24 protein-coding genes and 1 pseudogene are annotated in these 21810 nt (G+C 47.9%); 6 read left to right on the top strand and 19 right to left on the bottom strand.

Annotation, left to right across the window (positions count from 1 at the left end; genetic code table 11):
* Window positions 1-99: 99 nt before the first annotated feature.
* The 7 genes from FYJ45_RS07520 to FYJ45_RS07490 form a co-directional block, all read right to left on the bottom strand.
* Complete coding sequence (locus tag FYJ45_RS07520) at window positions 100-1785, bottom strand: type 2 periplasmic-binding domain-containing protein (protein WP_195841720.1); 1686 nt, start codon at window positions 1783-1785, stop codon at window positions 100-102.
* A gap of 41 nt (window positions 1786-1826) precedes the next feature.
* The gene (locus tag FYJ45_RS07515; protein ID WP_154464106.1) at window positions 1827-2735 is read right to left on the bottom strand and encodes a carbohydrate ABC transporter permease; all 909 of its coding nucleotides are present in this window, start codon (window positions 2733-2735) and stop codon (window positions 1827-1829) included.
* 13 nt (window positions 2736-2748) lie between these two features.
* A complete protein-coding gene (locus FYJ45_RS07510) occupies window positions 2749-3666 on the bottom strand; it encodes an ABC transporter permease (protein WP_235930697.1) in 918 nt (305 codons plus the stop codon).
* Window positions 3667-3815: 149 nt separating this feature from the next.
* Window positions 3816-4178, bottom strand: coding sequence for a hypothetical protein (locus tag FYJ45_RS07505; protein ID WP_154464104.1), 363 nt, complete (start codon window positions 4176-4178; stop codon window positions 3816-3818).
* 66 nt (window positions 4179-4244) lie between these two features.
* Window positions 4245-4559, bottom strand: coding sequence for a glycoside hydrolase (locus FYJ45_RS07500; protein WP_154464103.1), 315 nt, complete (start codon window positions 4557-4559; stop codon window positions 4245-4247).
* Between the two features lie 155 nt (window positions 4560-4714).
* The gene (locus FYJ45_RS07495) at window positions 4715-5065 is read right to left on the bottom strand and encodes a hypothetical protein (RefSeq protein ID WP_154464102.1); all 351 of its coding nucleotides are present in this window, start codon (window positions 5063-5065) and stop codon (window positions 4715-4717) included.
* Window positions 5017-6483, bottom strand: a complete 1467-nt coding sequence (locus FYJ45_RS07490; protein WP_154464101.1) for a DUF4838 domain-containing protein — start codon at window positions 6481-6483, stop codon at window positions 5017-5019. The genes FYJ45_RS07495 and FYJ45_RS07490 overlap by 49 nt, the downstream gene beginning before the upstream one ends.
* 288 nt (window positions 6484-6771) lie before the next feature.
* On the opposite strand from FYJ45_RS07490, the pseudogene FYJ45_RS33400 reads away from it, so the two are divergent.
* A pseudogene (locus FYJ45_RS33400) lies at window positions 6772-7085 on the top strand (IS1182 family transposase); the annotation flags it as partial.
* A gap of 308 nt (window positions 7086-7393) precedes the next feature.
* Here the strand turns inward: FYJ45_RS33400 and FYJ45_RS07485 are convergent.
* From FYJ45_RS07485 to FYJ45_RS07465, 5 genes are all read right to left on the bottom strand, one after another.
* Window positions 7394-7804 (bottom strand): hypothetical protein, encoded by a 411-nt coding sequence (locus FYJ45_RS07485; RefSeq protein WP_154464100.1) that lies wholly within the window; start codon window positions 7802-7804, stop codon window positions 7394-7396.
* Between the two features lie 86 nt (window positions 7805-7890).
* Window positions 7891-8484, bottom strand: coding sequence for an alpha-L-rhamnosidase-related protein (locus FYJ45_RS07480; protein ID WP_154464099.1), 594 nt, complete (start codon window positions 8482-8484; stop codon window positions 7891-7893).
* A complete protein-coding gene (locus FYJ45_RS31395) occupies window positions 8441-8650 on the bottom strand; it encodes an alpha-L-rhamnosidase-related protein (RefSeq protein ID WP_154464098.1) in 210 nt (69 codons plus the stop codon). Before FYJ45_RS31395 ends, FYJ45_RS07480 begins: the two co-directional genes overlap by 44 nt.
* Before the next feature lie 478 nt (window positions 8651-9128).
* On the bottom strand, window positions 9129-9551 hold the full coding sequence (locus FYJ45_RS07470) for a spore photoproduct lyase family protein (RefSeq protein ID WP_276891265.1): 423 nt from the start codon (window positions 9549-9551) through the stop codon (window positions 9129-9131).
* Between the two features lie 331 nt (window positions 9552-9882).
* Entirely contained in the window at window positions 9883-10218 is a 336-nt protein-coding gene (locus FYJ45_RS07465; protein ID WP_146045276.1) for a hypothetical protein, read from the bottom strand.
* 250 nt (window positions 10219-10468) lie between these two features.
* Here FYJ45_RS07465 and FYJ45_RS07460 point away from each other — a divergent pair, with 250 nt between their 5' ends.
* Both FYJ45_RS07460 and FYJ45_RS30495 read left to right on the top strand, forming a co-directional pair.
* A complete protein-coding gene (locus FYJ45_RS07460; RefSeq protein WP_235930695.1) occupies window positions 10469-11098 on the top strand; it encodes an EAL domain-containing protein in 630 nt (209 codons plus the stop codon).
* A 2-nt stretch (window positions 11099-11100) separates the two neighbouring features.
* Window positions 11101-11268 carry an EAL domain-containing protein gene (locus FYJ45_RS30495; RefSeq protein ID WP_235930694.1) on the top strand — a complete coding sequence of 56 codons (168 nt, stop codon included), beginning with the start codon at window positions 11101-11103 and terminating at the stop codon, window positions 11266-11268.
* Between the two features lie 98 nt (window positions 11269-11366).
* Here the strand turns inward: FYJ45_RS30495 and FYJ45_RS07455 are convergent, their stop codons facing one another.
* Window positions 11367-12413, bottom strand: a complete 1047-nt coding sequence (locus FYJ45_RS07455) for an NAD(P)-dependent alcohol dehydrogenase (RefSeq protein ID WP_154464096.1) — start codon at window positions 12411-12413, stop codon at window positions 11367-11369.
* Window positions 12414-12525: 112 nt separating this feature from the next.
* Window positions 12526-12900, bottom strand: coding sequence for a hypothetical protein (locus FYJ45_RS07450; protein WP_154464095.1), 375 nt, complete (start codon window positions 12898-12900; stop codon window positions 12526-12528).
* Window positions 12901-13049: 149 nt separating this feature from the next.
* On the opposite strand from FYJ45_RS07450, the gene FYJ45_RS30490 reads away from it, so the two are divergent.
* Both FYJ45_RS30490 and FYJ45_RS30485 read left to right on the top strand, forming a co-directional pair.
* Window positions 13050-14114: a beta-L-arabinofuranosidase domain-containing protein gene (locus tag FYJ45_RS30490; RefSeq protein ID WP_330588595.1), complete on the top strand. Its 1065-nt coding sequence runs from the start codon at window positions 13050-13052 to the stop codon at window positions 14112-14114.
* Window positions 14015-14545 carry a hypothetical protein gene (locus FYJ45_RS30485; RefSeq protein WP_330588594.1) on the top strand — a complete coding sequence of 177 codons (531 nt, stop codon included), beginning with the start codon at window positions 14015-14017 and terminating at the stop codon, window positions 14543-14545. The genes FYJ45_RS30490 and FYJ45_RS30485 overlap by 100 nt, the downstream gene beginning before the upstream one ends.
* A 113-nt stretch (window positions 14546-14658) precedes the next feature.
* On the opposite strand, the gene FYJ45_RS07440 is transcribed toward FYJ45_RS30485, so the two are convergent.
* The 5 genes from FYJ45_RS07440 to FYJ45_RS07420 all read right to left on the bottom strand — a co-directional run bounded on the left by FYJ45_RS07440 (window position 14659) and on the right by FYJ45_RS07420 (window position 20634).
* Entirely contained in the window at window positions 14659-16653 is a 1995-nt protein-coding gene (locus FYJ45_RS07440) for a glycoside hydrolase family 31 protein (RefSeq protein ID WP_154464094.1), read from the bottom strand.
* 30 nt (window positions 16654-16683) lie between these two features.
* Window positions 16684-17094: a hypothetical protein gene (locus FYJ45_RS07435; RefSeq protein WP_154464093.1), complete on the bottom strand. Its 411-nt coding sequence runs from the start codon at window positions 17092-17094 to the stop codon at window positions 16684-16686.
* Window positions 17095-17458: 364 nt separating this feature from the next.
* A complete protein-coding gene (locus tag FYJ45_RS07430) occupies window positions 17459-18304 on the bottom strand; it encodes a carboxylesterase family protein (RefSeq protein ID WP_154464092.1) in 846 nt (281 codons plus the stop codon).
* A gap of 11 nt (window positions 18305-18315) precedes the next feature.
* Window positions 18316-19200 (bottom strand): creatininase family protein, encoded by an 885-nt coding sequence (locus tag FYJ45_RS07425; protein ID WP_154464091.1) that lies wholly within the window; start codon window positions 19198-19200, stop codon window positions 18316-18318.
* Window positions 19201-19233: 33 nt separating this feature from the next.
* Complete coding sequence (locus tag FYJ45_RS07420; RefSeq protein WP_154464090.1) at window positions 19234-20634, bottom strand: MFS transporter; 1401 nt, start codon at window positions 20632-20634, stop codon at window positions 19234-19236.
* A gap of 175 nt (window positions 20635-20809) precedes the next feature.
* On the opposite strand from FYJ45_RS07420, the gene FYJ45_RS07415 reads away from it, so the two are divergent.
* Window positions 20810-21766: a helix-turn-helix domain-containing protein gene (locus tag FYJ45_RS07415; RefSeq protein ID WP_154464089.1), complete on the top strand. Its 957-nt coding sequence runs from the start codon at window positions 20810-20812 to the stop codon at window positions 21764-21766.
* Window positions 21767-21810 lie beyond the last annotated feature (44 nt).

The raw sequence follows: 21810 nt of genomic DNA, 5'->3' as shown, positions 1-21810 counted from the left end.
TACGTTCTTAGTTTAACAGAGCGTATTCCTCCTTTTATCCGGATTACGGCTACTCAACCGTTCTCCTTTTCTTATGGTTCACATAACTTCCGGCACTGTTTATTGATTCCCCGGGAATGCAAATGCAAGCCCAAGCTTCTCCTTATTTTTTTGAAATAACTCGTTCTGATAAGCAACAAGTTTACCAAGTCCCAGGTTTTCCATTTCAACCAAAGCCGCATCCAGTTCCGCTTCACATTGTTCAGGGGTGGAAGCCGTAATGATTTTTCCCAGAGCCTGTGTACGGTATTCCTTAATACGCGCCTGAATCGCCGCCTCATCACTTCCGCCTACGGGAGCTACGTTTGCAAAGCATTTATCATCATATATGACTATTCTGTTATCATGCGTCTGTTGATAAACATCATCTGTCCAGACCCCTCCGTCAGCCGGATAGGTTCCCTGTATAATCGTGTAATCCGATGTCCATCCCATATCTCCGGCATATTTTGCTGCAAACTCAGTCGGATTGGAAGCCTTTAATGCCATAATCTCGGGCTCCCGTACTACCAGCCAGTCCTCGCTCAATGTCCATCCACCGACTCCCCATTCATTATCCAGTACCGCTTCCGGTGTATTAAGATAGGCAAATAAGCGGATGATTCTGTCTGCATTTTCCGCATCCTTATTAATCAACGTTGCAGTCCAGCCCATATTATTATTAGCAGGAACCATGATCTGCGTATTGGTATCTCCTGTAAACTGCCCTGCATACAGGATTTTTGCATCGTTATCGGTAGCATACAGACTCTCTCTTGCCGCAGATACATTTGTTTTCGCAGTGGATGCGAACACATGCCCGGCAGCCACTTCCTGCTCCAGCTGGCTTTTATCCACCGTAAAGCTTACATCGGTCAGCAGTCCTTCCCGATACATCTGATTAAAAAGCAGCATGGCTTCCCTGAACTCCGGCGTGGTGTAGATGGACTGGTAATTTCCTTCCGCATCCTCCTCACTTGCCCCAAGCTGCTGTGCGACCTGTTCGGCGGCTTTATCGGCAAAGAGCACCATATATGGAACCACCTTCTGCCCGTTATACTCTATATTCTGTTCCTTAACTGCACGCAGTGCATTCAAAAAGCCTTCCTTCGTACGCAGATCGTCATAGTCCATCCCGATCTGTTTTAAAATATCATCCCGTACATAGTTTTGATTATGGGTTTCATAATACCCTTTATTGTCCGCGATATTATCATCTCCATAGTAATAACTGGCAATAGAGTACCAGTGTCCGTCCTTATTTGTATACCAGTCTATCATGGATTGGGGTATGACAAGATCAGGCGCGTATTGTTCCCGCAGCGTCTCCAGAGGCTGCACCAGCCCATTGTCCTCAAGCAGCTTACGCTGAGTGGAATTGGCATCCAGTGTTATAACATCGGGAAGCTTGCCTGTTTGGATCAGCATGTTCAGCTTATCTGTATCGCCTGTCTGAATTTCAATTTTGATACCTGTTTCTTCATACAGCTTCCTGTCGAAAGCATTATTTACTTCATCAAACTTTTTACCATACCAGTCATAGGCCAAAAACCAGGTAACCGTACAGTCGGAAGTGTCCTGCTTCCAACTAGGGCTTTCCTCCGCGGAACCGGCAACCTCCGTACTTTCCGTCATGCTTTCGCTCCTTTCCTCTGCCGGTTCTGAAGCCTGCGCGGATCCGTTGGCAGGCGAAGATCCACAGCCGGTAATCGTTGCCGACACCATTGCAAGAACCAGTACCCATGCCGCTAATTTCTTTCTTCTCATTATTTCTCCTCCTTTTTTATATACATACCATGATCCCGTCATTATCCTTTAACGGCCCCCATGGTTACGCCCGTAACAAAATACCGCTGCAGGAACGGATAGACACACACCATCGGCAGCGCGGTCACTACCATGGTTGCAAGTTTCACCACCTGCGGTGTAATAGTCGATGCCCGATCCGGAATGGATATGGAGGCAGCCGCCCCTACTCCCTTGGCCACCGATGGATCCGTGATGATTTTTTTGAGAAAAAGCTGGATAGTCTGCAGATCCTGTGAGGTTGTATACATCATAGCATCAAAATAAGCGTTCCAGTTATTCACAATAGTAAATAATGCAATTGTGGCTAACACCGGTTTTGATAACGGAATCACTATCTGGAAAAAAATCCGGTATTCACTGGCACCGTCTATTTTTGCAGATTCGATCAGTTCCCCCGGAAGATCCCGCATGAAGGATTGTATTATGATCATATTGTAAGCGCTGAACATGGGGGGAATAATATATACCCAAAAACTGTCATATAATCCGATATCCATAATCAGAATAAAATACGGAATCAATCCTCCGCTGAAAAACATGGTGAGCATAATGAAGGGAATATATATTTTTTTCAGCTTCAAATCGGGGCGGGTGATGGCATACGCCACCATGGCTGTACATAGTACACCCGTTATTGTTGCAATAAAGCTTTTTGCAATCGTTACTTTAAAAGCAGATAAAATGGACTTATCCAAAAAAACTGCCTTGTAATTTGTCAATGTCCACTTCCGGGGCCACAAAAAAACACCGCCACGTAAATAATCCATCCCTTCGTTAAGACTGCCTACAATACAATACCAGAGTGGATACAGCATGACAAACGCCACTACCGTCATCACTGCATAATTTATCCGGTCAAAGGCTGTATTCTTTCTGAGTTTGGATTTTTTTATATGTATTTTTTTCATTTGATGTTCCTCCTCAGAATAGGCCCCGGTCAAGGAGCTTTTTGGATGTACTGTTGGCGAGAAGCATCAATGCGACGGACATGACTGATTTGAGCAGGCCTACCGCTGCAGCATAGGAATATCGGGACTGTGCAATACCGATTTTATACACATAGGTATCCAACGTTTCACTATAGGCCAGATTCAGTGAATTCTGCAAAAGAATTATCTGCTCGTATCCGGTGTTAAGGATGGAACTTATCTGAAAAATAAGCATGATAACAATAGTCCCGGTAATGCAGGGAATGGTAATATACCACATCTTCTGAAATCTTCCGCAGCCGTCCACAATCGCCGCCTCATACAATTCCTGGTCAATTCCGGTAATCGCTGCGACATACAGGATGGAACCAAAACCAACCGTTTTAATTATGTTTATAACCGTATAAATTCCGTAAAAGTACTCACCCTTTGCCATAAAATTGACCGGTTCTGCAATCAGCCCCAGTTTATAAAGTGTGGTACTTATAACACCGCCAGGCATCAGCATTTCTATAACAATACCTCCGAAAATAACCCAAGATAGGAAATGCGGCAGGTAGGAAATCGTCTGTACAGTCTTTTTAAACTGCACGTTCTTCAACTCATTCAGGAATAATGCCAATATAATTGGCGCAGGGAATGAGAAAACAAGTGCAAGCCCGTTCAGCATAATGGTATTGCGCAACACATTCCATAGAGCGGGATCATTAAAGAATTCCCCGAAATACTTGAATCCCACCCACTGTGCACCGGTAACGGTTGAGAGAATATTGTAATCCTTAAACGCTATGGTAATGCCGTACATTGGGATATAGGAAAAAATGAAACAGAGAATCAGCCCCGGCCATATCATACTCTGTATCTGGAACTGGTCATTTTTCAGTATATTCCTCTTCTTCTTTTTTTCCATTTTCATCCGTCTCCTGTCTGTCTCGCTTATCGTGTTCATACATGATCCTTTCATTCTTCTGATTCTGATGCATCCTCCTGTTCTGATAACGTTTCCGTTTCGCTTTCTTTCGGTTGTGTTTTGACTGTTTCTGTTTCAATAACTGCTGGCTACCTTTCGTCTGATTCGCTTTCCATTACTGTTAGCTGCTCTTCCTCCGATTCTGTCTCGCTTGAAACCGATTCCGTTTCATTGATTTCTGTCTCGGTCATTTCTGTTTCACTTACATCCTGTACGGTACTTGTTTCCGTTTCTGAGGGGACAATTTCTTCTGTTCCTGCCGTCCCCATCAAAGTAATCATGGATTCTGCGTCAACCGACAGCGTGAATCTGCCGTTAGTAACAGGAATCCTTTCCCGCTGTTCCATATCGGAGTCCGCATCGGTTACATAAGGTACCACATGGGAAGCGCTGAAATTCTGTAAATTAAAATCTACAACCCGGTTATTTGTTCTGTCATCATTTATAATCACAATGGCAAACTTATCCGTTTCTGGATCCTTATAGGCAGAAATCCTTAAACCGCTGTATACTTCATCTTATTCATCTATTCTAATCCATCCGGGCCTGACAAGTTTACTGAAATGTCCAAGGGCATACAATCGTTTGGGTACCGTATAACTGGTCGGGGAATCTATACGGATCATTGTCTGGTTGCTGTTTGTTTCATGTGCACCACACCAGTATAAGAAAGCATTTGCCTGTGGCACAGTCATAAACTGATGGATTATTTTTCCCCAGCCCACTGCATCGTCGATTTCCACATGATAGGAACCCTTCTTGTCACACAGCTCCGAAAGCCACAGATGCTTCCCTTTCTCCCTTGCAAGCGGCAAGTCTTTTATAGAGCCCAATCACCTGATAAGTTTTATTCCAGTCAACCTCTACCGTCCTGTTCTCCTACGCATGTATTACCGGCATAGATACTGCCAGCATTCCCGCTACCAGGCTCATGCAAATCCCCCTCATAGTTGTTTTCTTCATTCTTTTTCTCCTTCGCCCCGTAAATTTATACTTCACATTTTTCCAGGGCTTGATATAAATTATCCTGGTTATCCATCAGAATATTATCCCTCCCCGTAATCCGCCATCGCGCATATTTCTCTGATATAAAAGGGTTATCTTCCGCTTCTTCACATTTAGCCAGCTCTTTAAAGTAGGCCTCTGCCTTATCCTGCGTATCCAGCTCTGCATTAAAGGTATCAATATGTCTATAATAAAGACGTATAATTTTCAAATACTCCTGAAGCAAATCAAACTGCTTCCTATAACAGAAATCTGCCGAAAGTTTTTCCTTTTCCAGTCTCTGGTTTATGGATTCCCATGCATCTTCAAACTGTCTGATATGCAGTTCATCCAAATCGACATTCCGGTTTCTAATATGTCTGTAAAATCCATCATGCCCCTGCTCCATGCCGCTCCATATATCCCTGTCTTGCAGCTTCTGGTATATCTGCATAACCAGATCCGCCATCTCTTTTTTTTCTCCGGCCCAAACAATAGTTCCGCAAGCTCCTGCGTCAGACTTTCCACATCTGCTGTCGGATCATAATAAAATCTGCGCAGATACCAGTAATTAATGCTGGCCTGCCACCAACTTGTAACCGGAAGATAGAGTGACACAATCCCCCGATAGCCATAAGATGCCATTGTGTTAACAATTTCCCTGCAATGGTATGGATTCAGCGTCAAGCAGGAACATTGGCGGTAATGATCTCCCGTACCATATTCAAAATAGAATGCCCCGCCCCCTTTTTTGGCAGTACAGGCCCAATCATAGGCCGTCTGATTGCGCACACTGCATACCAGTACGCTCATATTTTCAGGTAATTCCTCCTCCGGACAGACGAAACTCTGCGGCGTATATGCCAGATGCTCCAGTGTCAAATCAGGACGTACCTGTTTTATCTTCTCAGCAATCCTCATATTCGCACGATAGATTCTCAACGGATCCCGGCATGCATCACATTCACAATAATCCCCACCATCCAGAGGCCAGCTTCCCATAAATGTAAACCACGGTTTATCCGCGGAAAACCTGGCCAGACTGTCACCATAGGCTTCCACTGCTTCTTCATTAGAATAACAGATTTGAAGGGGCTGTCTGTGCCCGTTCTTTAGTGCAAACCATTCCGGATGCCGTACAAACAACTCCTTGCGGGAGAAAAAGTAATCTGTTGCGTGTTCACTCATATCGATTACTATCCCCCTTTTCTGAAGCTCCGGTAAAAGGATATCTCCTATCTCATCCCACAAGATAGCATGTTCCCCTATAAAAGTATCATCCGGGCGATGGATCGAGGTAAGCAGAAAATTATAACCATTTTTGGCCATCCAGTCCACTACATCCAATGTTTCTGAAAGCGTCCGTTGTGTTGTATTATAAAAACAAAATCCACGGTATTCTATCCACGGCTCCTTTTTTATATCGATTCCGGAAAGTAACTTATCTCTATGAGCAAGACGCTGGCGATGCCTGCCGGGAAACATAAAATCGCAGCCAAGCTGTCTGAGCAGTTCATAAACACCATGAAGAATCCCGCGTGCCTGCCCCGCCCGTATACTAATTCTGCTCTCGCTGCATAACAAATGAAATCCGTCAAAACGCAGTTTTTCCTGCGCCAATTCAAAGGAAACTCTGCAAATTTCTGGTGGTGATGTGAGAATAGCAGGTAAATAGCGGAGCAGCTCCTCCCGGGAAAAACAGATAATCTTCCGATCCTGTTCCGACTGCTGCAGTTCTTGCTGTATTTCAACTATAATATCTTTAGAATCCAAAATTTTTCGCTTCCTTTCTATATAGATTTCTGTTATTTCTGTTCTTTTATAGTACCTTTTTATCCGTTTTTATTCCATGTCCAATTTTAAGATCACTTGTTCATTTTTATCTTATTTTATTATTTATTTTATTTTTTTTAGTCATATTTATATTTTTTAAGAAGTCAAGAAAATTTTTATATTAATTATGATAATATATTAAGCTATTTTCCTTTTTCGAATGGTCATTTTGATATATATTTTTTTTGATGATAAAAAAGTAATGGAGGAATTAGATTTTCCGGATTACTGGCCGGTGAAATTCTGGGTGATCTCAAATACCAGTTTCTCGGTCGGCTGAAGAAAGAATGACTTATTTCGATTAAAGAGTTTTTATCGGCGGCACAAAAATAGAAGCCAACGCAAACCGTTATACCTTTGTATGGCGCGGAAGCATTAACTACCGTCTTGCCTGCTGGATACCCATAGATGCCCTTTACACAAAGTACAATACACTTCTGCGAGAAAACTGATATAGCCTGAAGTATGAGCTCGGGAATGCACACATGTTCATAATAGAAGGTATGGAAAAGATCAGACGCATGATCGAAGGAAACGAAAAAACGGGGAAACGGGGGGGATTGCGTCCAAATATAGTCCATCAAAAGGGGAAAAAACAAGCATATCCAGCAGAAACCTCCGGCTTAATCTCCCGGTATTCTGCGTGATATGCTTATTTTGTTATAGGGGACTAAAAATCGCAATTTCCCGACATCCCCTTTTGTTATGCCCGGTGATTACTTTCCTCCGGGTTTAACTTGCTTATTATCTTGCTTACTATCTTACTGCCTTTAGTATACCACATATTTATTAACTATTACAAAATTAAGATAAAACAGGTATAAATGCTTAGTTTATGAAATAGCATCCCCTACCGCCCTTTCACCACAACATGCTTTCCCCGTTCCAGCGTATACTCCTTCCCGGCCGCCTTCAGCACGCCGCCGTCCTTATCCGTATACACATCCAGCACGCCGTCCTTCCAGTCCATCCACACCGTCCCTTCATTCACAGGGAAGCTGCAGGAAAAACTGTCAAACAGCCCCAGCTGCGGTTCCACCGCAAAGGTTTCATAGGCCGTCCCTGTGGGCCTGACGCCCATGCAGTACCTGCCCAGCAGATAGATGGGGCTCGTCCCCCCAGGCATGGCACAGGCTCTTGCCGTATTTATCCCCGTACATGCCGTACTGCTCTTCCTCCGGCGTTCCGGCTTGTATTCCTCCCAGAAGGTATCCGCGCCCCGCTCCAGCATCCCTCCCAAATAGCTTTTTAGCGTATCCATCACCACGTCAAAGCGTCCCAGCTTTGCCAGCGCCTCCAGCTCGTAGAACTTGAAATACGGCGTAGTGATCGCAGCAACCTCCTCATTCAGAAGAACCTGTGAAGAATGCTTTCCGTTTCCGTCTCATCCGCATAGCCGAACAGCACGGCAAAAATATTGGCATGACGCGTTACATTCCTGCGCCCTGACTGATAGCTGTCAATAAATACGCCCTTTTCCTTATCCCAGAAAAACTGTCTGATATTATTAAGAAGAGCCTCCTTCCGGCCGATGAACTCCTCCGCATCCAACCCCAGCAGCCTGCGCACGGAAGCCACAGCCTCATAACTTCTGGCCAGCAGCAGCTGCTCCGCACAAAGGGTCCCTTCCTTGTCCAGCTCCGCCCAGTCAATATAGATCCAGTCGCCCTCCCTTCCATATATAAAGCCCTGCTCATCCGTCTGCTCCATACAGTAACGCAGAAGGGATTCCATCTTGGGATATACCATGCGGATAAAATCCAGATCCCCCGACATATTATAATAATTTTCCAGGCTGATAATCCAGTACATGGAATAATCCACAATCGTATTGATATGCTCCGTCACCGGATCATTTCCCCGCAGCGCCAGAATCATCCGTTTGCAGATATCCTTGTCAAAAAAACAGATACTGGTTAATAAAATAGCTCTGATACGCATCTCCCGACCAGATCCAGCGTTCCCTTTTCACCCCGTCAAGGAAAAAAATGCCGCTGGCCAGCCGGAACGTGGTATCCGACACCTCCCAAATCCTGTTCACCAGTCCGTCACTGCAGGAAAAGCTGCTTCTTTTCGGAAAGTCTACATATTTATACAGCGCTTCCACCGTAACCAGCGAAACGTTTTCCCCCACCGGTACGAAAATATAACGGAATGCCCTGAGCTTGGTATGATAGCACTGCCTGGACTCCCATAACCATCAATACATCCGAAGTTTGAAACCTCTGATTGCTTAATGGCAGCTATTCTATTCCTTCATTTCGGTACAGCTGCCTTATTCTGTTGCCATAAAAACCTGTTCTCTGCATCAGCCTCCCACAAACCCGGCCTTGCCGGGTTTTATCCTTATCGGAATCAAGATTGTGAACTCGTTTCGCAATTACCTAGAATTTCACAATCTTTTTGTCATTCACCACCATACAGGACTGCAAAAGGATAGGATCAGATAATCCCTACCTTTTCAGTATGATTTATCTAATCCTATTATATTCCTCTTTCCGTTATAACGCAACAGCCCCTGCGCACCATAAATGATAAATCTTTCCTGATAGCTATGGCAATTCACAGGCTTAAGCTGCCCCGATTCAGCTGATATAAAGAATCGGCGTATCCCCCAGAACCCTTCTGATTTCCCTCCGGAGAAACTCTTCCGCCTCAGCCCTGGCCTCAGGACGGTAACAATACCTCCCCCTGCCCCGACCAATCATCAGCTCCTGCTGATACAAATCCGGCGCCTTGGGAAAAGCATCCCCATTAATTGCCCGATGCACATAGACCAGATAATCCGAAACCTTATGATTTTCCGTATATTTATGTGTCTTTCTGATTCCCACGATCAGATTTCTTTTCATACGCCCAAATTCCGAATTCGGCTTCTCCTGCATCTCCTTTATAGAATTATGGCTCTCAATCGGTATCCAGAGCACCCCCGCAAATTTCTCCTCCAACTGCCTCCCCAGCTCATAATTCAGACTCTCAGGTTCATAATAAACGGCATCAAATGATATCTCTTTCACTTTCCCCTGCTTCCCCCGGACACTTATGCCACATTGCATCCGGCATACTGATTCTGTAACTGCCCGGCGCTTTAACAGTTTCTGCCGGGCAGCCGCTTCATTTTAACAAAATTAGTATGCGCCGTCTTTCCGAAATCATGTACTGACATAAATCATAAACTATTATCCCTTCTGATAATAATATAAAATAACTCTGCAGGAAAAAAATCGGCTGCATCCCTGTACATCCCGCCATTTTCAGACACGAAGAAAGGCCGCGGAATCCATCCGCGGCCTGCCATAACTTTCTTTTCTGCGGCGATACGCCGCAACCTGATTATATCTATTCCAGAATCTTTCTGTTATACTTTTCTTTCTTCTTATAAACCTCCTGGCCGCCATGCAGCTCCTGCTTAAACTCCCTGAGCCGCTGCTCCTTCTGAAGGATACGCTGTGCGCCGATGGTATTGTACCGGTAGCTTTTGAATATATGTGAAAGGCTGATGCGGACATACTCCATTCCCTGAGCCATGGCAATATCCACCTTCATCAGAGAAAGCAACAGCATGTGATATGCCTTACTCCAAAAGCCTTTTCCCGCCTCCGTCTCCCTTACCAGCCAGGCAAAAAGCAACAAAAGAAAAACGCCATCCAATAAAACAAAAATTGTTCCCATCATAATCCTCAACCTCTTTTCCATCATTGAAACGCTGTTTACGGGAACCATGTTTTTCCTTATGTCTATATACTAATCATAGCCTTTTTGCAGGAAAGAGTCAAGGATTCCGGCAGAATTTCGCTAAGGCAGATTAAGATAAAAATTCGCAGAATTATCACTATAATTCCGATACGGAATATGCTAGAATACTTGTTATAGAAATAAAAATGGGCCATGACACCGCCCCCTTATTTCAGAATTGGAAAAAACAATGAAGGATATGAAAAACGAGCCCTGGCTCATGGATAAATATAATCAAGTATGCCAATCCCGCATCCCCGGTTACGCACTGGTCAGCCTGAAGAATAAACGCTTCCGTATTTTTAACCGTCTCTATGACCGCGAAACAGGAGACCTTCTGATTGAAAAAGTATATGAGGTTTTAGAGGACTGGCTGGAGGACGGCGAATACATTGCCCGGATCTACCTGGACTATTACAATATCCTCATGCGTTTTCCCGACGATTACGATGCCCTTTTCGCCCGGGTGATAGAAATGAACCGGATTGTCAGGGACATGCCCTACGAACCCTTCCAGGGTAAAATTTTTTCCGGGCTGGGAATTTTCCCGCTTCCTGAGGAACCCGTGGATTTCTATACCGCACAGTACAATGCGGATATCTGCCGGAACGAATGTCCGCAAAGCCCTTACCGCAATTCCCACTTTGAAGTATACGGCGTGACCTATCGGGACAACAACCTGCTCGCCTTTGATTTGGCGCAGAACCTCCTGCCTGCCATTGAGGCCGGGCATATAAAGCTTTACCTGCAGCCAAAGGTGGATTTAAGGACCGGGGAGATTACCCGCGCCGAGGCGCTTGTACGCTGGATCGATCCCTGAATATGAAATCCGTCGCCGAAGGCGTGGAGACCAGGGGATATGTAGACTTTCTCAGGGAACTGGGCTGCGATTATGTGCAGGGCTATGTATACTATAAGCCCATGCTTGCTGAGGAATTTGAAGAGAGATTCCTGGTGAATGGAGAAAAGGTAAGCTTTGACGAATCATAATATGAAGCGATAATATGAAACGAAAATATGAAACGATAACAGGGCGATGCTCCCTTTTGAGGAACATCGCCCTGTTCATTTTATATTTGCGGCAAATATCAGCAGACCTTAATAACGCCCTTTACAATATCCGCTTTGTTATGTACACAGGAATCCAGTGCATTTTTTATGTCATCCAGCTCAAAGTAATCGGTAACGATGTCCTTGATACGGATTTTTCCTCCTGCCACAGCCTCAATGGCCATAGGGTAAATATTCCGGTAACGGAATACGGTCTTAAAGGTCAGTTCCTTATCCAGCGACATGCCGATGGGCAAGGTCATCTCACCTGTAGCGCTGTAGCCAACAAATACGATAACAGCGCCTTTTTTAGACGCACGGATCAGCTGGGACGCGGTAATCTGGCTGCCCGCCGTCTCAATTCCCAGGTCTGCGCCTTTTCCTCCGGTCAGTTCCCTGATCCGTTCCACCGCATCCTCTTCTTTTCCGTTAATCACATAGTCCGCGCCCAGCTCCAGCGCCTTATCCAGACGCTTCTGCATCACATCCACCACGATGATTTTGGAAACGCCCATAGCGCGCAGGGAAAGCAGCGTACACAGACCAATACAGCCCGCTCCGGTCACAACCGCAGTCTGGCCCAGATGTGCGCCTCCCTGGTTCGCCGCATGCATGCCTACTGCAAGAGGCTCAATCAAAGCGCCCTCCATGGTGCTCACATTCTCCGGCAGCTTAAAGCAAAGCCTTGCTTCATGCGCCACATATTCCTGAAATACACCGTCCACAGGCGGTGTGGCAAAGAAAATCACATCCTCGCACAGATTATATTTTCCTTCCTTACAATGCTCACAATGACCGCAGGTCTTTCCCGGCTCCAGAGCCACCCTGTCGCCCACCTTTAAGTCCGTGACGCCCGCGCCTGTCTCCACCACGGTGCCGCCCGCTTCATGCCCCAGTACAAAAGGCGGTTCCACGACAAAATCCCCGATCCTTCCTGATTCATAATAATGCAGATCAGAGCCGCAAATACCCACGTACTCCACTTTTACCAGCACCTCATTATCCGCCGGCACGGGAATGGGACGTTCCTGAATCTCTACCTGGGAAATCCCTGTCATAACCGCCGTTTTCATAGTTCCTTCCATTGCTAACCCTCCTGTATGCAACCATTTGGAGGAGAAAATCCTCCAATTTTACTACAATTATATCATAGCCGGGTTTCAGAAAAGACGCCAGTCAAATATGGGGATTTATTTGTCAAAAATGTGCAAAACCGTCCGGTACAACGGCTGCTGAAAAACTTTGGGCGGCAATAATGGCGGCGCCACAAACCGGGGGGGGGGGGGGATAACCGTCAATCGCGATGGTAGAGTTACTGCTTCTGCTTCCGTCGGGCTGATAAAATGTCGGTATATCTTTTTTGACAGCCCCTTCCTGAACCAAATTCACATACAGGCCGGCTTTCCTGTTTATCTCCTCATCTTCCTCCGGGACTCCTGTAATTATTCGGGACGGATATAAGTTATCATACAATGCATAAGTACCCTGCCTTTTGATTTCCCGTCTGACCAGAAATAAATTAAACTGTCGTATCTTTTCCATTTTGTTCATGCTTTCTGCCACTCTGTCCATTCCGTCTTCCCAGTTTCCTTTATATAATGAATATATTGGCACATCCGCCGCGCTGCTGCTTTTTTCCGCACTTAAAAACTGGCGCGTTTCAAAGGAACGGCAGGCGGAGTCCGGTTGATTTCATTTAAGAAGATACACAGGAGGGGACCATGAAACCAAACAAACATTTAAAAGAACTGGACGGCCTTCGCACCAGATTATATGATTCGGAGCTGAAGCGCCGTGAAGAAGAAAACAGAAGCTATATGATGCATCTGGAAAACCGCTTTCTTCTGCTTAATTTCAATCTGGAGGCTGGAAGAGATACTTCCGACAACGTCATAGAAGGAATGCACGGCGGCTGGGAATTTCCCACCTGCCAGCTGCGGGGACACTTTCTGGGGCACTGGCTGTCCGCTGCCGCCATGCGATATCATGCTGTGGGGGACAAGGAAATCAAGGCCAAAGCCGATGCGATTGTGGACGAGCTGGCGGAATGCCAGAAGGCAAACGGCGGACAATGGGCCGGACCGATTCCGGAAAAATACCTGTACCGGATCGCCCAAGGGAAGCAGGTATGGGCGCCCCATTATACAATCCACAAGGTATTTATGGGCCTGCTGGACATGTATGAATACGCGGGAAATGAAACTGCGCTGGAAATTGCTGAAAATTTTGCGGACTGGTTTTACGACTGGACCGGACGTTTCAGCCGGGAAGAAATGAATGATATCCTGGATTTTGAGACCGGCGGCATGCTGGAAATCTGGGTGGAGCTTTTTGCCGTTACCGGAAAAGAAAAATATAAGACGCTGATGGAGCGTTATTACAGGGAGCGTCTGTTCGATCCGCTCCTTCGCGGAGAAGATGTGCTGACAAACATGCATGCCAACACCACCATCCCCGAAGTCATCGGCTGCGCCCGCGCTTATGATGTGACAGGGGATGAAAAATGGCGTACCATAGCGGAGAATTACTGGAAGCTTGCTGTAACGGACCGGGGGATGTACGCCACGGCTTTACCAGCCCTTACCCTTCCCATGGGCTTCTTACCTATTCTCTTCCCATGCAGGCGGGCAGCCGCAAAGGCTGGTCAAGCCAGAAAAGCGATTTCTTCTGCTGTCACGGCACGCTGGTGCAGGCCAACGCCGCTTTCAACAGAGGACTCTACTACCAGTCGGAGGATACGCTCTACGTCTGCCAGTACCGTGACAGCCAGGTTACCTTTAACATAAAGGATATTCCTGTCACCCTGCTGCAGAAACAGGATCCGCTCACAGGCAGTTCCCACCTTGCAAGCACCTCCTCGGAAAAACAGTCCGTACTGGAGGACACCCGCAAGTATCCTTCCCAGCCGGACTGTCTGGTTCCCTGTCTGAAAATTGAAACGGCAAAGGCGGTGGAAATGACCCTCCAGATCCGCATCCCCTGGTGGATTGCAGGCGAAGCACAGATTCTGGTAAACGGCGAAGAAATCTTACCGAAGAGGAGCGCACACTGCACGTTCCCGACCTCTCCCGTCCTGAACAAATCCTTGTCCACGATAACGAACGGGAATGGGGAAGCTGGAAATTCACCTTCCGCACCACCGGCCAGGAACGGGGCATCCGTTTTATCCCGCTGCATGATGTGGGCTATGAGCCATACAGCATTTATTTCCCTGTAAAATCAGACAGGTAAAAAATATAGCCTTCGGCCGCATGTCAGCCAGGTAAAAACACAGTTTCCGGGCGCATGCCTGACAGGTAAAAATCATGGCTTCCGGCTGCATGCAGCCGGTTATATCCGGCCGATCAGCTCCCGGCAGCTGCTATCCCGCAAAAATACGGGTATCACGGAAAGCGGCGCCTTTACGGAAACCGTCTGTCCTCCCTCATAGGCCGTACCGTCATGAAGCAGCGTCCAGGTATGGCCTTCCGGGAGGTAAACCTCTCTTTCCGTCGCATCCTCGTACAAAACCGGGGCTACCAGCATATCGCTTCCGAACATATACTGTTCTTTCATTTCCCAGCAGCACTCCTGTCCGGGAAATTCATAAAACATGGGACGCATCACCGGCCTGCCGTACCGATGCGCTTCTTCCATCAGCCGCCTGGTATAAGGCCTCATGGCATCGCGCAGCCGGATATAAGCTGCCAATATCTTTTCATTTTCTTCCCCAAAGCTCCATACCTCATTGGGCCCGCCCGTATGCTGATGCTGTCTGCCGTCCTTTCCCGTCACTCTTTCTGCAGGAAGCCGGTCGCCGTGAAGGCGCATCACCGGACAGAAGGTTCCCCACTCAAACCAGCGGACCAACAGCTGACGAAAGGCCGCATCCTCCGGATCCCCTCCCGTAAAACCGCCGATATCCGTTGTCCACCAGGGAATTCCCGCAATCCCCATATTCAGCCCCGCGCATACCTGCCTGCGGAAAGTTTTCCAGTCGGAGTGGATATCCCCGGACCAGACAAGCGCCCCGTACCTCTGGCTCCCGACCCAGGCACAGCGCACCAGGTTCACCGGCGTCTCCACCCCTTGCCTGCGCAGCCCCTCATAAAAGGTCCGCGTAAACAGCTGGGGATACAGATTCCCCACCTGCGCCTGCGTTCCCATCCTGCAGCGGTAATTGTCATAATCATAGGTGGTAAAGCCCGGCTCCGCCTCATCCAGCCAGAAAAGCCTGATCCCTTTTTCCAGATAATTTTTCCTGCATTTTTCCCAGAGATAATCGCGCGCCTGCGGATTCGTCACATCGGTAAAGGTACTGTTTTCATTAAAAAGCTTTGCCAGATCAATCCCCTTCTCCGCCTTAACCAACAGCCCCTTCTGCTTCATTTCCTCATAGTTTTCACTGGTCCAGGCCACCTCCGGCCATACGGAAACCATCAGCTGCACGCCAAGCTCCTCCAGCCTTTTCACCATTCCTTCCGGATCCGGGAAAAATTCCTCATCAAACCGGAAATCTCCCATTCTTGGCCAATGGAAAAAGTCACATACAATCACATCCAGCTTAATCCCCTTTTGATGATAGGTTTCGGCCACCGAAAGAATCTGTTCCTGGTTCCAATAACGCAGCTTGCACTGCCAGAAGCCCAGCCCATATTCCGGCATCATGGGCACCCTGCCCGTGACCGCTGAATAAGCGCACTCAATTTCATCCGGCGTATCTCCTGCCGTAATCCAATAGTCCAGCTGCTTCGTGCTCTGGGCAAACCACTCCGTAGTATTGGCCCCGAAGCTCACACGCCCCACAGCCGGATTATGCCACAGAAAACCATACCCCAGGCTGGAAAGCAGAAAAGGCACGCTTGCCTGGGAATTTCTCTGCGCCAGCTCCAGGTTGCAATACTTGATATTCAGAAAATCCTGCTGATACTGCCCCATCCCATACAGCTTTTCCTCCGGATCGGATGCGAAAGTCACAGCCAGCTGGTAATCCCCGCCGATGACCGGCTTGAAAAAACGGCTCCTCCGGTTGAGCGCGCCGCCCTCTCCCGCCTCTGCCAAAAGCAATTTCCCCTCACTGTTGTAAAAAGAAAGCACAGCGCCGGAATTTTTCCCCTTTTCCATCACCCCAATAATTTTCCCATTCCTGATTTCACTTCTCTCTTCCCCAACCGTGATTACAGCCTCCGCCCTCTCCTGCGGCAAAAGTGCATAATCCGTATCCTCCGGCTCCCGCAGCATGGCGCTTCTCACCCGCAGTCCGTTTTCTCCCCACGGCTCCACAATCAGCGTCTCTCCATCCCAACGGCAAACCAGCCTGTTTGCCTCCTGAAACATTCTCTCCATAACAATCCTCCCATATCATTTCCCCTGCAATCAATCCAATCCGTCTGCCCTCTGCAGCTCCAAAACCTCATGCAGGACCTCACACCAGTTATTCCATAGCCGTTCATAATCCTCCCCCGAAATCACCCGCTCTTCCAAATCCGCAACACTGCGGATTCCCCGCTTTCTGCAGGCATCCGCACAAAGCCTGTAAGCCTCCCAGTCCAGCTCATCCTCATCCCAGACCAATGGAATCCTCTCAAGCCCCGCAAGCCAGGCCGCATAAGCCCGGGTATGCCCGTCTGTAAAAATAACCTGCCCATCCAGCTCCTTCACCGGCACCGCCTCAAAGCCGGACAAATCCCCCGGATCAAACCAACGCCCAATCTGCTCCAGCTTCTCCTCTGAAATATAAAACTGCGACGGCTGAATATCCACAATCCTCAAATCCCTGATATCCATATTTCCTCCTCCCTGCGCTAATAAACACGCTCGCAAACTTTTTATTATATCAAAACAATCTACACACTCTTTTCCTGTCTTTAATATTCCCAGGACGCACCGCCATCCCCCTCCTACAGTAAACGCCTAAAACAACCCCAATCGAATTATACCATACTTCTCCCCTTTTTCCACATCGTTCTCCTTCACATCCCCTTCCTTTTCCCCACAAAAAAGCCGCCGCCCAACTCTGTAACCTTACGATAACAAAGTCCACGCGACAGCTCATACCTTCCCGTCAAAAACCACTGCTATTTCATATCTATACATTCATCGCTCACTGCCTTCCGGCCTCCGTCGTCCTGTGCCCGCCGCCCCGGCCCGTTTAGCCATTGCGTTCTTTTTTTCCCTTGCACAATGCCTGAAATACCTCAAATAGCCGTTGTGGTTCTGCCCTGCGCAATGCATCCAAATCCGATGCCCCCAAACGCCTTTCCAGCTCCTGCCAGAACGGATATGCCTCACTGGCCGGCCGGGTGGAAAACTGCCTGGATACACCTCCTCCGCTGAGCATGATAGCCCCGCAAAAAAGTCCTTTGGTAAGAGGCGTTACACACAGCTGCTGCACACTCATGGCTCCCGCCGACTGCCCCATAATGGTTATCCTGTCGGGATTTCCCCCGAAGGAGGCAATGTTGCCACGCACCCACTGCAGCGCGCACAGCTGATCAAACAAACCATAATTTCCCGTAAAGCCAGCTTCCTCTGCAAGCTCCGGCAGCGCGCAGAAGCCCATGGGCCCCAGCCGGTAATTACAGGTGACCAGAATCACCCCACGCCTGCAGTACGCTTCCCCGGGAAAATGCTTCTCATGCCCGCAGCCTCCCTTAAATCCGCCGCCATGAATGTAAAAAAGAACCGGCAGACCTTCAGCGTCCACGGGCGCCCAAATATTCAGAAACAGGCAGTCGTCGCTATAGATATAGCTTTCGCCTTTGCGGAATTCATTATAATAGAAAGCCTTCTCAGGAACCTCCTCCTCATTATAAAAAGCCCTCGGCTGCCAGGAACAGTTTCCGAACCGCCCGGCATCATATATGCCGTCCCAATGGTCCACCTGTACAGGATATTCAAAACGTCCTGCCCTGGCATAGCGGATTCCCCGGAAAACAGCCGTTCCTTCCTCCTTTCCGGGAATTCCACGAACCGGCCCGCAACCGGTCTGAACCAGCTAATCCTCTGTCATTTATTTTCACTATCCTTCCGATGACAGGCGGCCGGCATCCATGGAAAGCGTTCCATCACATCCTCCTCAAAGGCTCTCAGCTGCGCAAGGCTCTCCACAACAGCAGGCACATCTATTCTTTTTACAAGCTCATCAATCAGCCGCCTTCCCTCCTGCGCAAGCTCCTGCCTGCGTTCGGCGGTGGGAACAGGCGTTGTGGAGGCATGATCCCCGGGATCCCCAAAGCAGTAGCCGACGCTTCCGCTTTGATAGGCCAGATTGAAAATCCGGTTAAACGGCGCCACCGTCTGCGGCTGCATGGAGAAAAATTCCGTTGTAAGCGGCACATCCTCCAGCCTTCCCAAAATATCATACGCTCCCAGAAACATACCGTCCAGCTTTTCCATAAATCCCAACGGGTTCTTCTGCATATCCTCTGCCGAAAACAGATCCCTGGCCGCTCCAAACATCTGCATAGTCATATCCATATAAAGAATTGGAACCCCTGTTTCATCAAAAAAGTCACGAACCATAGGGCTGCAGGTCATATGGGCCGGCCCATGCAGGCTGATATAGATCTGCCGCCTAAATCCCTGACGCAGCAGGCTGCGTGCAATAGCTCCCAGATAATCAATCCCCTGACGTATGCTCACCTGTGTGGTCCCCCGCCCGCTGGCTGTAGCTCCCGCATAAAAATAGGGCAGCCCGGACAAAACCAGCCCATCACAGGCTTCGGCCATCTTAAGCGCCACCGCCTCGCTGATTACCGTTTCACAGTCAAGCGGCAGGCCTCCGTGCATTTCCACCGTTCCCACCGGAACGATGATGATATCATTATTTTCCAGATAAGCTTCTACCTCACTGTTCAGCAGTTTCGGCAAAAATCTGCTCCTAAGCTCCATTTTTTTCTCCTTTCTTCTCCAAAACAGCCGCTTTTATTCCTCCGTTTTGCCGCCTTCTTTTGAGGCTGCCATCAATTCACGGATTTCCGGCGTGATATTCCATACGAATTTCAGGGAAACCCAGCAGAGCAGCAGGAACACAGCGGGCGTAAGGACTACCAGCGCCTTGATTCCCATCTGGACTCCCGCGGTCTGTGTTTCAGCCCCCGGCATATATCCAATGATACCAAGAAGCGCAACTGCGGCAGATGAGCCGATTGCCTGCCCGATACGGCGCATTAGATTGAAGGTGCCATAAATAGAACCTTCCGTCCTCTTTCCGGTAACATATTCATTGTAATCAATCGCTTCACCAACCATACCCCACTGCATCAGCACCGTGATTCCGCCGAAGCCGCTGGCAAAAGCGGACACTGCCATATACACGAAAATATTATTGGGAAGCAGGAATAAAATAACATACAGGACAACGCTGATAAGCTGGCTGGCACGCACGGTTTTTTCCAGTCCCGCTTTTGCCACTACCTTGGGAACAAGCGCAAGGAAAATAAAGCTTAACCCCATGCTGACCAGCGTCATTATACTCATCATGCTCAGCGCGCCCAACACATCACGGTACATATAAATCCCCAGTGTAGTCCCCATATACTGCATAATACAGTAGAACAGCCCCTGCAGACACAGTGCTACAAAAGCGCGGTTTTTCCTGAATACAACAAGAATATCGGTAAATTTAATATCGCTGGAATCCTTGATATCCTCTTCCACGGGCCTTAAATTACGTTCACAGGTCCATTTGCAGCTTAAAAAGCATGCTATAAATCCGATTACAGCACATACCGTAACGCCTGTGGTATAACCCAACTGCGGATTGGCCGTCATATTGTCTATGATAATCGGAAACATAAACATAGGAATCAGGTTGCCGATCATGGAGCCAAAGCCCCTGGCACTGGAAAGATTCGCCCGCTCCGCATCATTCCCGGCCATCGCGCTGAGCAGAGAACCGTAAGGTATATTGAACATGGTATAGCTGGCCTCATACAACAGATAAGTAACAAGCGCCACAAGCACCTTAGCCGCGCCATTAGCATAGGTAGGCGCTGTATACATAAGTATGGATGTAATAAGAAGAAGCGGCGTTGCACGTACCATCCACGGACGGAATTTCCCCTTGCTGCTGTGGGTACGGGCGAAAATCTTATCCATCAGCGCCCCCATGAGTGGATCATTAATCGCATCCCATATTTTCAGTATCAGGTACATGGAAGCAACCGCTCCCGTTGACAGGCCGGCAACCTCCGTATAATAGGGGGTCAAAAAGGACCCCATAACGGCAAAAGTCATACAGCCGCCCAGATCTCCCATGGCATAACCGATCAGGTTCTTTTTGTTCAGACTGCTGTGGGAGGATGAAACCGATGTTTTTCCCATTTTTTTCTCTCCTTTTCTTATTAAGCGGCTTGCTTTTTCCCCTCCGCTTCCGTATACTCAAAGCATACGGTATTGGAATTGCAATTAAAATTGTGAAATTTGCAAACAACATTGTGATTCCGGCAAACAAATCAGTCACATTGTATGCAATACATAAATTAGAAAGGTAAATTTTATGAAAATTTCACAACGCATTCTGAATAACAAGCAGCTTACGAAAAGTATAAGTATGCAAAAGTTATATCAGGTTATACAGGGACTGGACAGCAGTGATGGAAATCTCTATCAACAGCTCCCCATGTTCCAGCAGGGTGCGCAGATCAACCACGATATCAACTATACCGCGGATACTGTAGAGCTGCATTCCCACACATTTTATGAAATTCTGTTTATCTGCCAGGGTAAAAATGTGCAGTACCTGTGGAACAACAACCGCTACCGTCTTCAAAAAGGGGACATCATGCTCATACCTCCCGGCGTAACCCACAGGCCTCTTTTTGCAGGTGAATTGACGGATCCTTACGAACGCTATGCATTATGGATAGAACCGGATTTTTTCAAAAACCATGCCGCCCAGTTTCCTGTGCTGGACTATGCCCTGGAGCAATGCCGCCTGGCCGACAGCGGGCTGCTGCGAAGTACCTCCGCCACCTATTCCGGCCTTTTTGCAGGCTTCAACACCCTCTGGCTGGAGCAGGAGGGCCGCCGTTTCGGCTGGGAGGCCGCCGTTGCCCTGGGCGCTGTCCATCTGATGATTCATATCAGCCGCACCTTTTATTACCGCAATGCCTCCGTGGCCCAGACGGAAAGCCGCAGCCTGTTCGACGATGTGTTCCAGTACATTGACACACATCTGTGTGAAAAACTCACTCTGGAGCATGTCGCCGGTCAGTTCCACGTAAGCACTTCAACCATTTCCCATCTATTCCGCAAGCAGCTGGACGTCTCCTTTTACCATTGCGTAATCCAGCGCCGCCTCATTAATGCTAAAAATAAAATCCTGCAGGGCATGTCCCTCCAGGATGTATGGGAAGCCTGCGGCTTCACCGACTATTCCTCTTTTTACCGCCTTTTTAAAAAAGAATATGGCATATCCCCCAGAGAATTCCGCACGCTGAATCTGAGGGAATAAAATGCCCCGCTGTCTATTGTCTTTCAACCATAGCAGCGGGGCCA

It is taken from the genome of Eisenbergiella porci, from assembly GCF_009696275.1.
GTDB lineage: Bacteria > Bacillota > Clostridia > Lachnospirales > Lachnospiraceae > Eisenbergiella > Eisenbergiella porci.
This window is presented reverse-complemented; position numbering and strand designations above follow the sequence as displayed.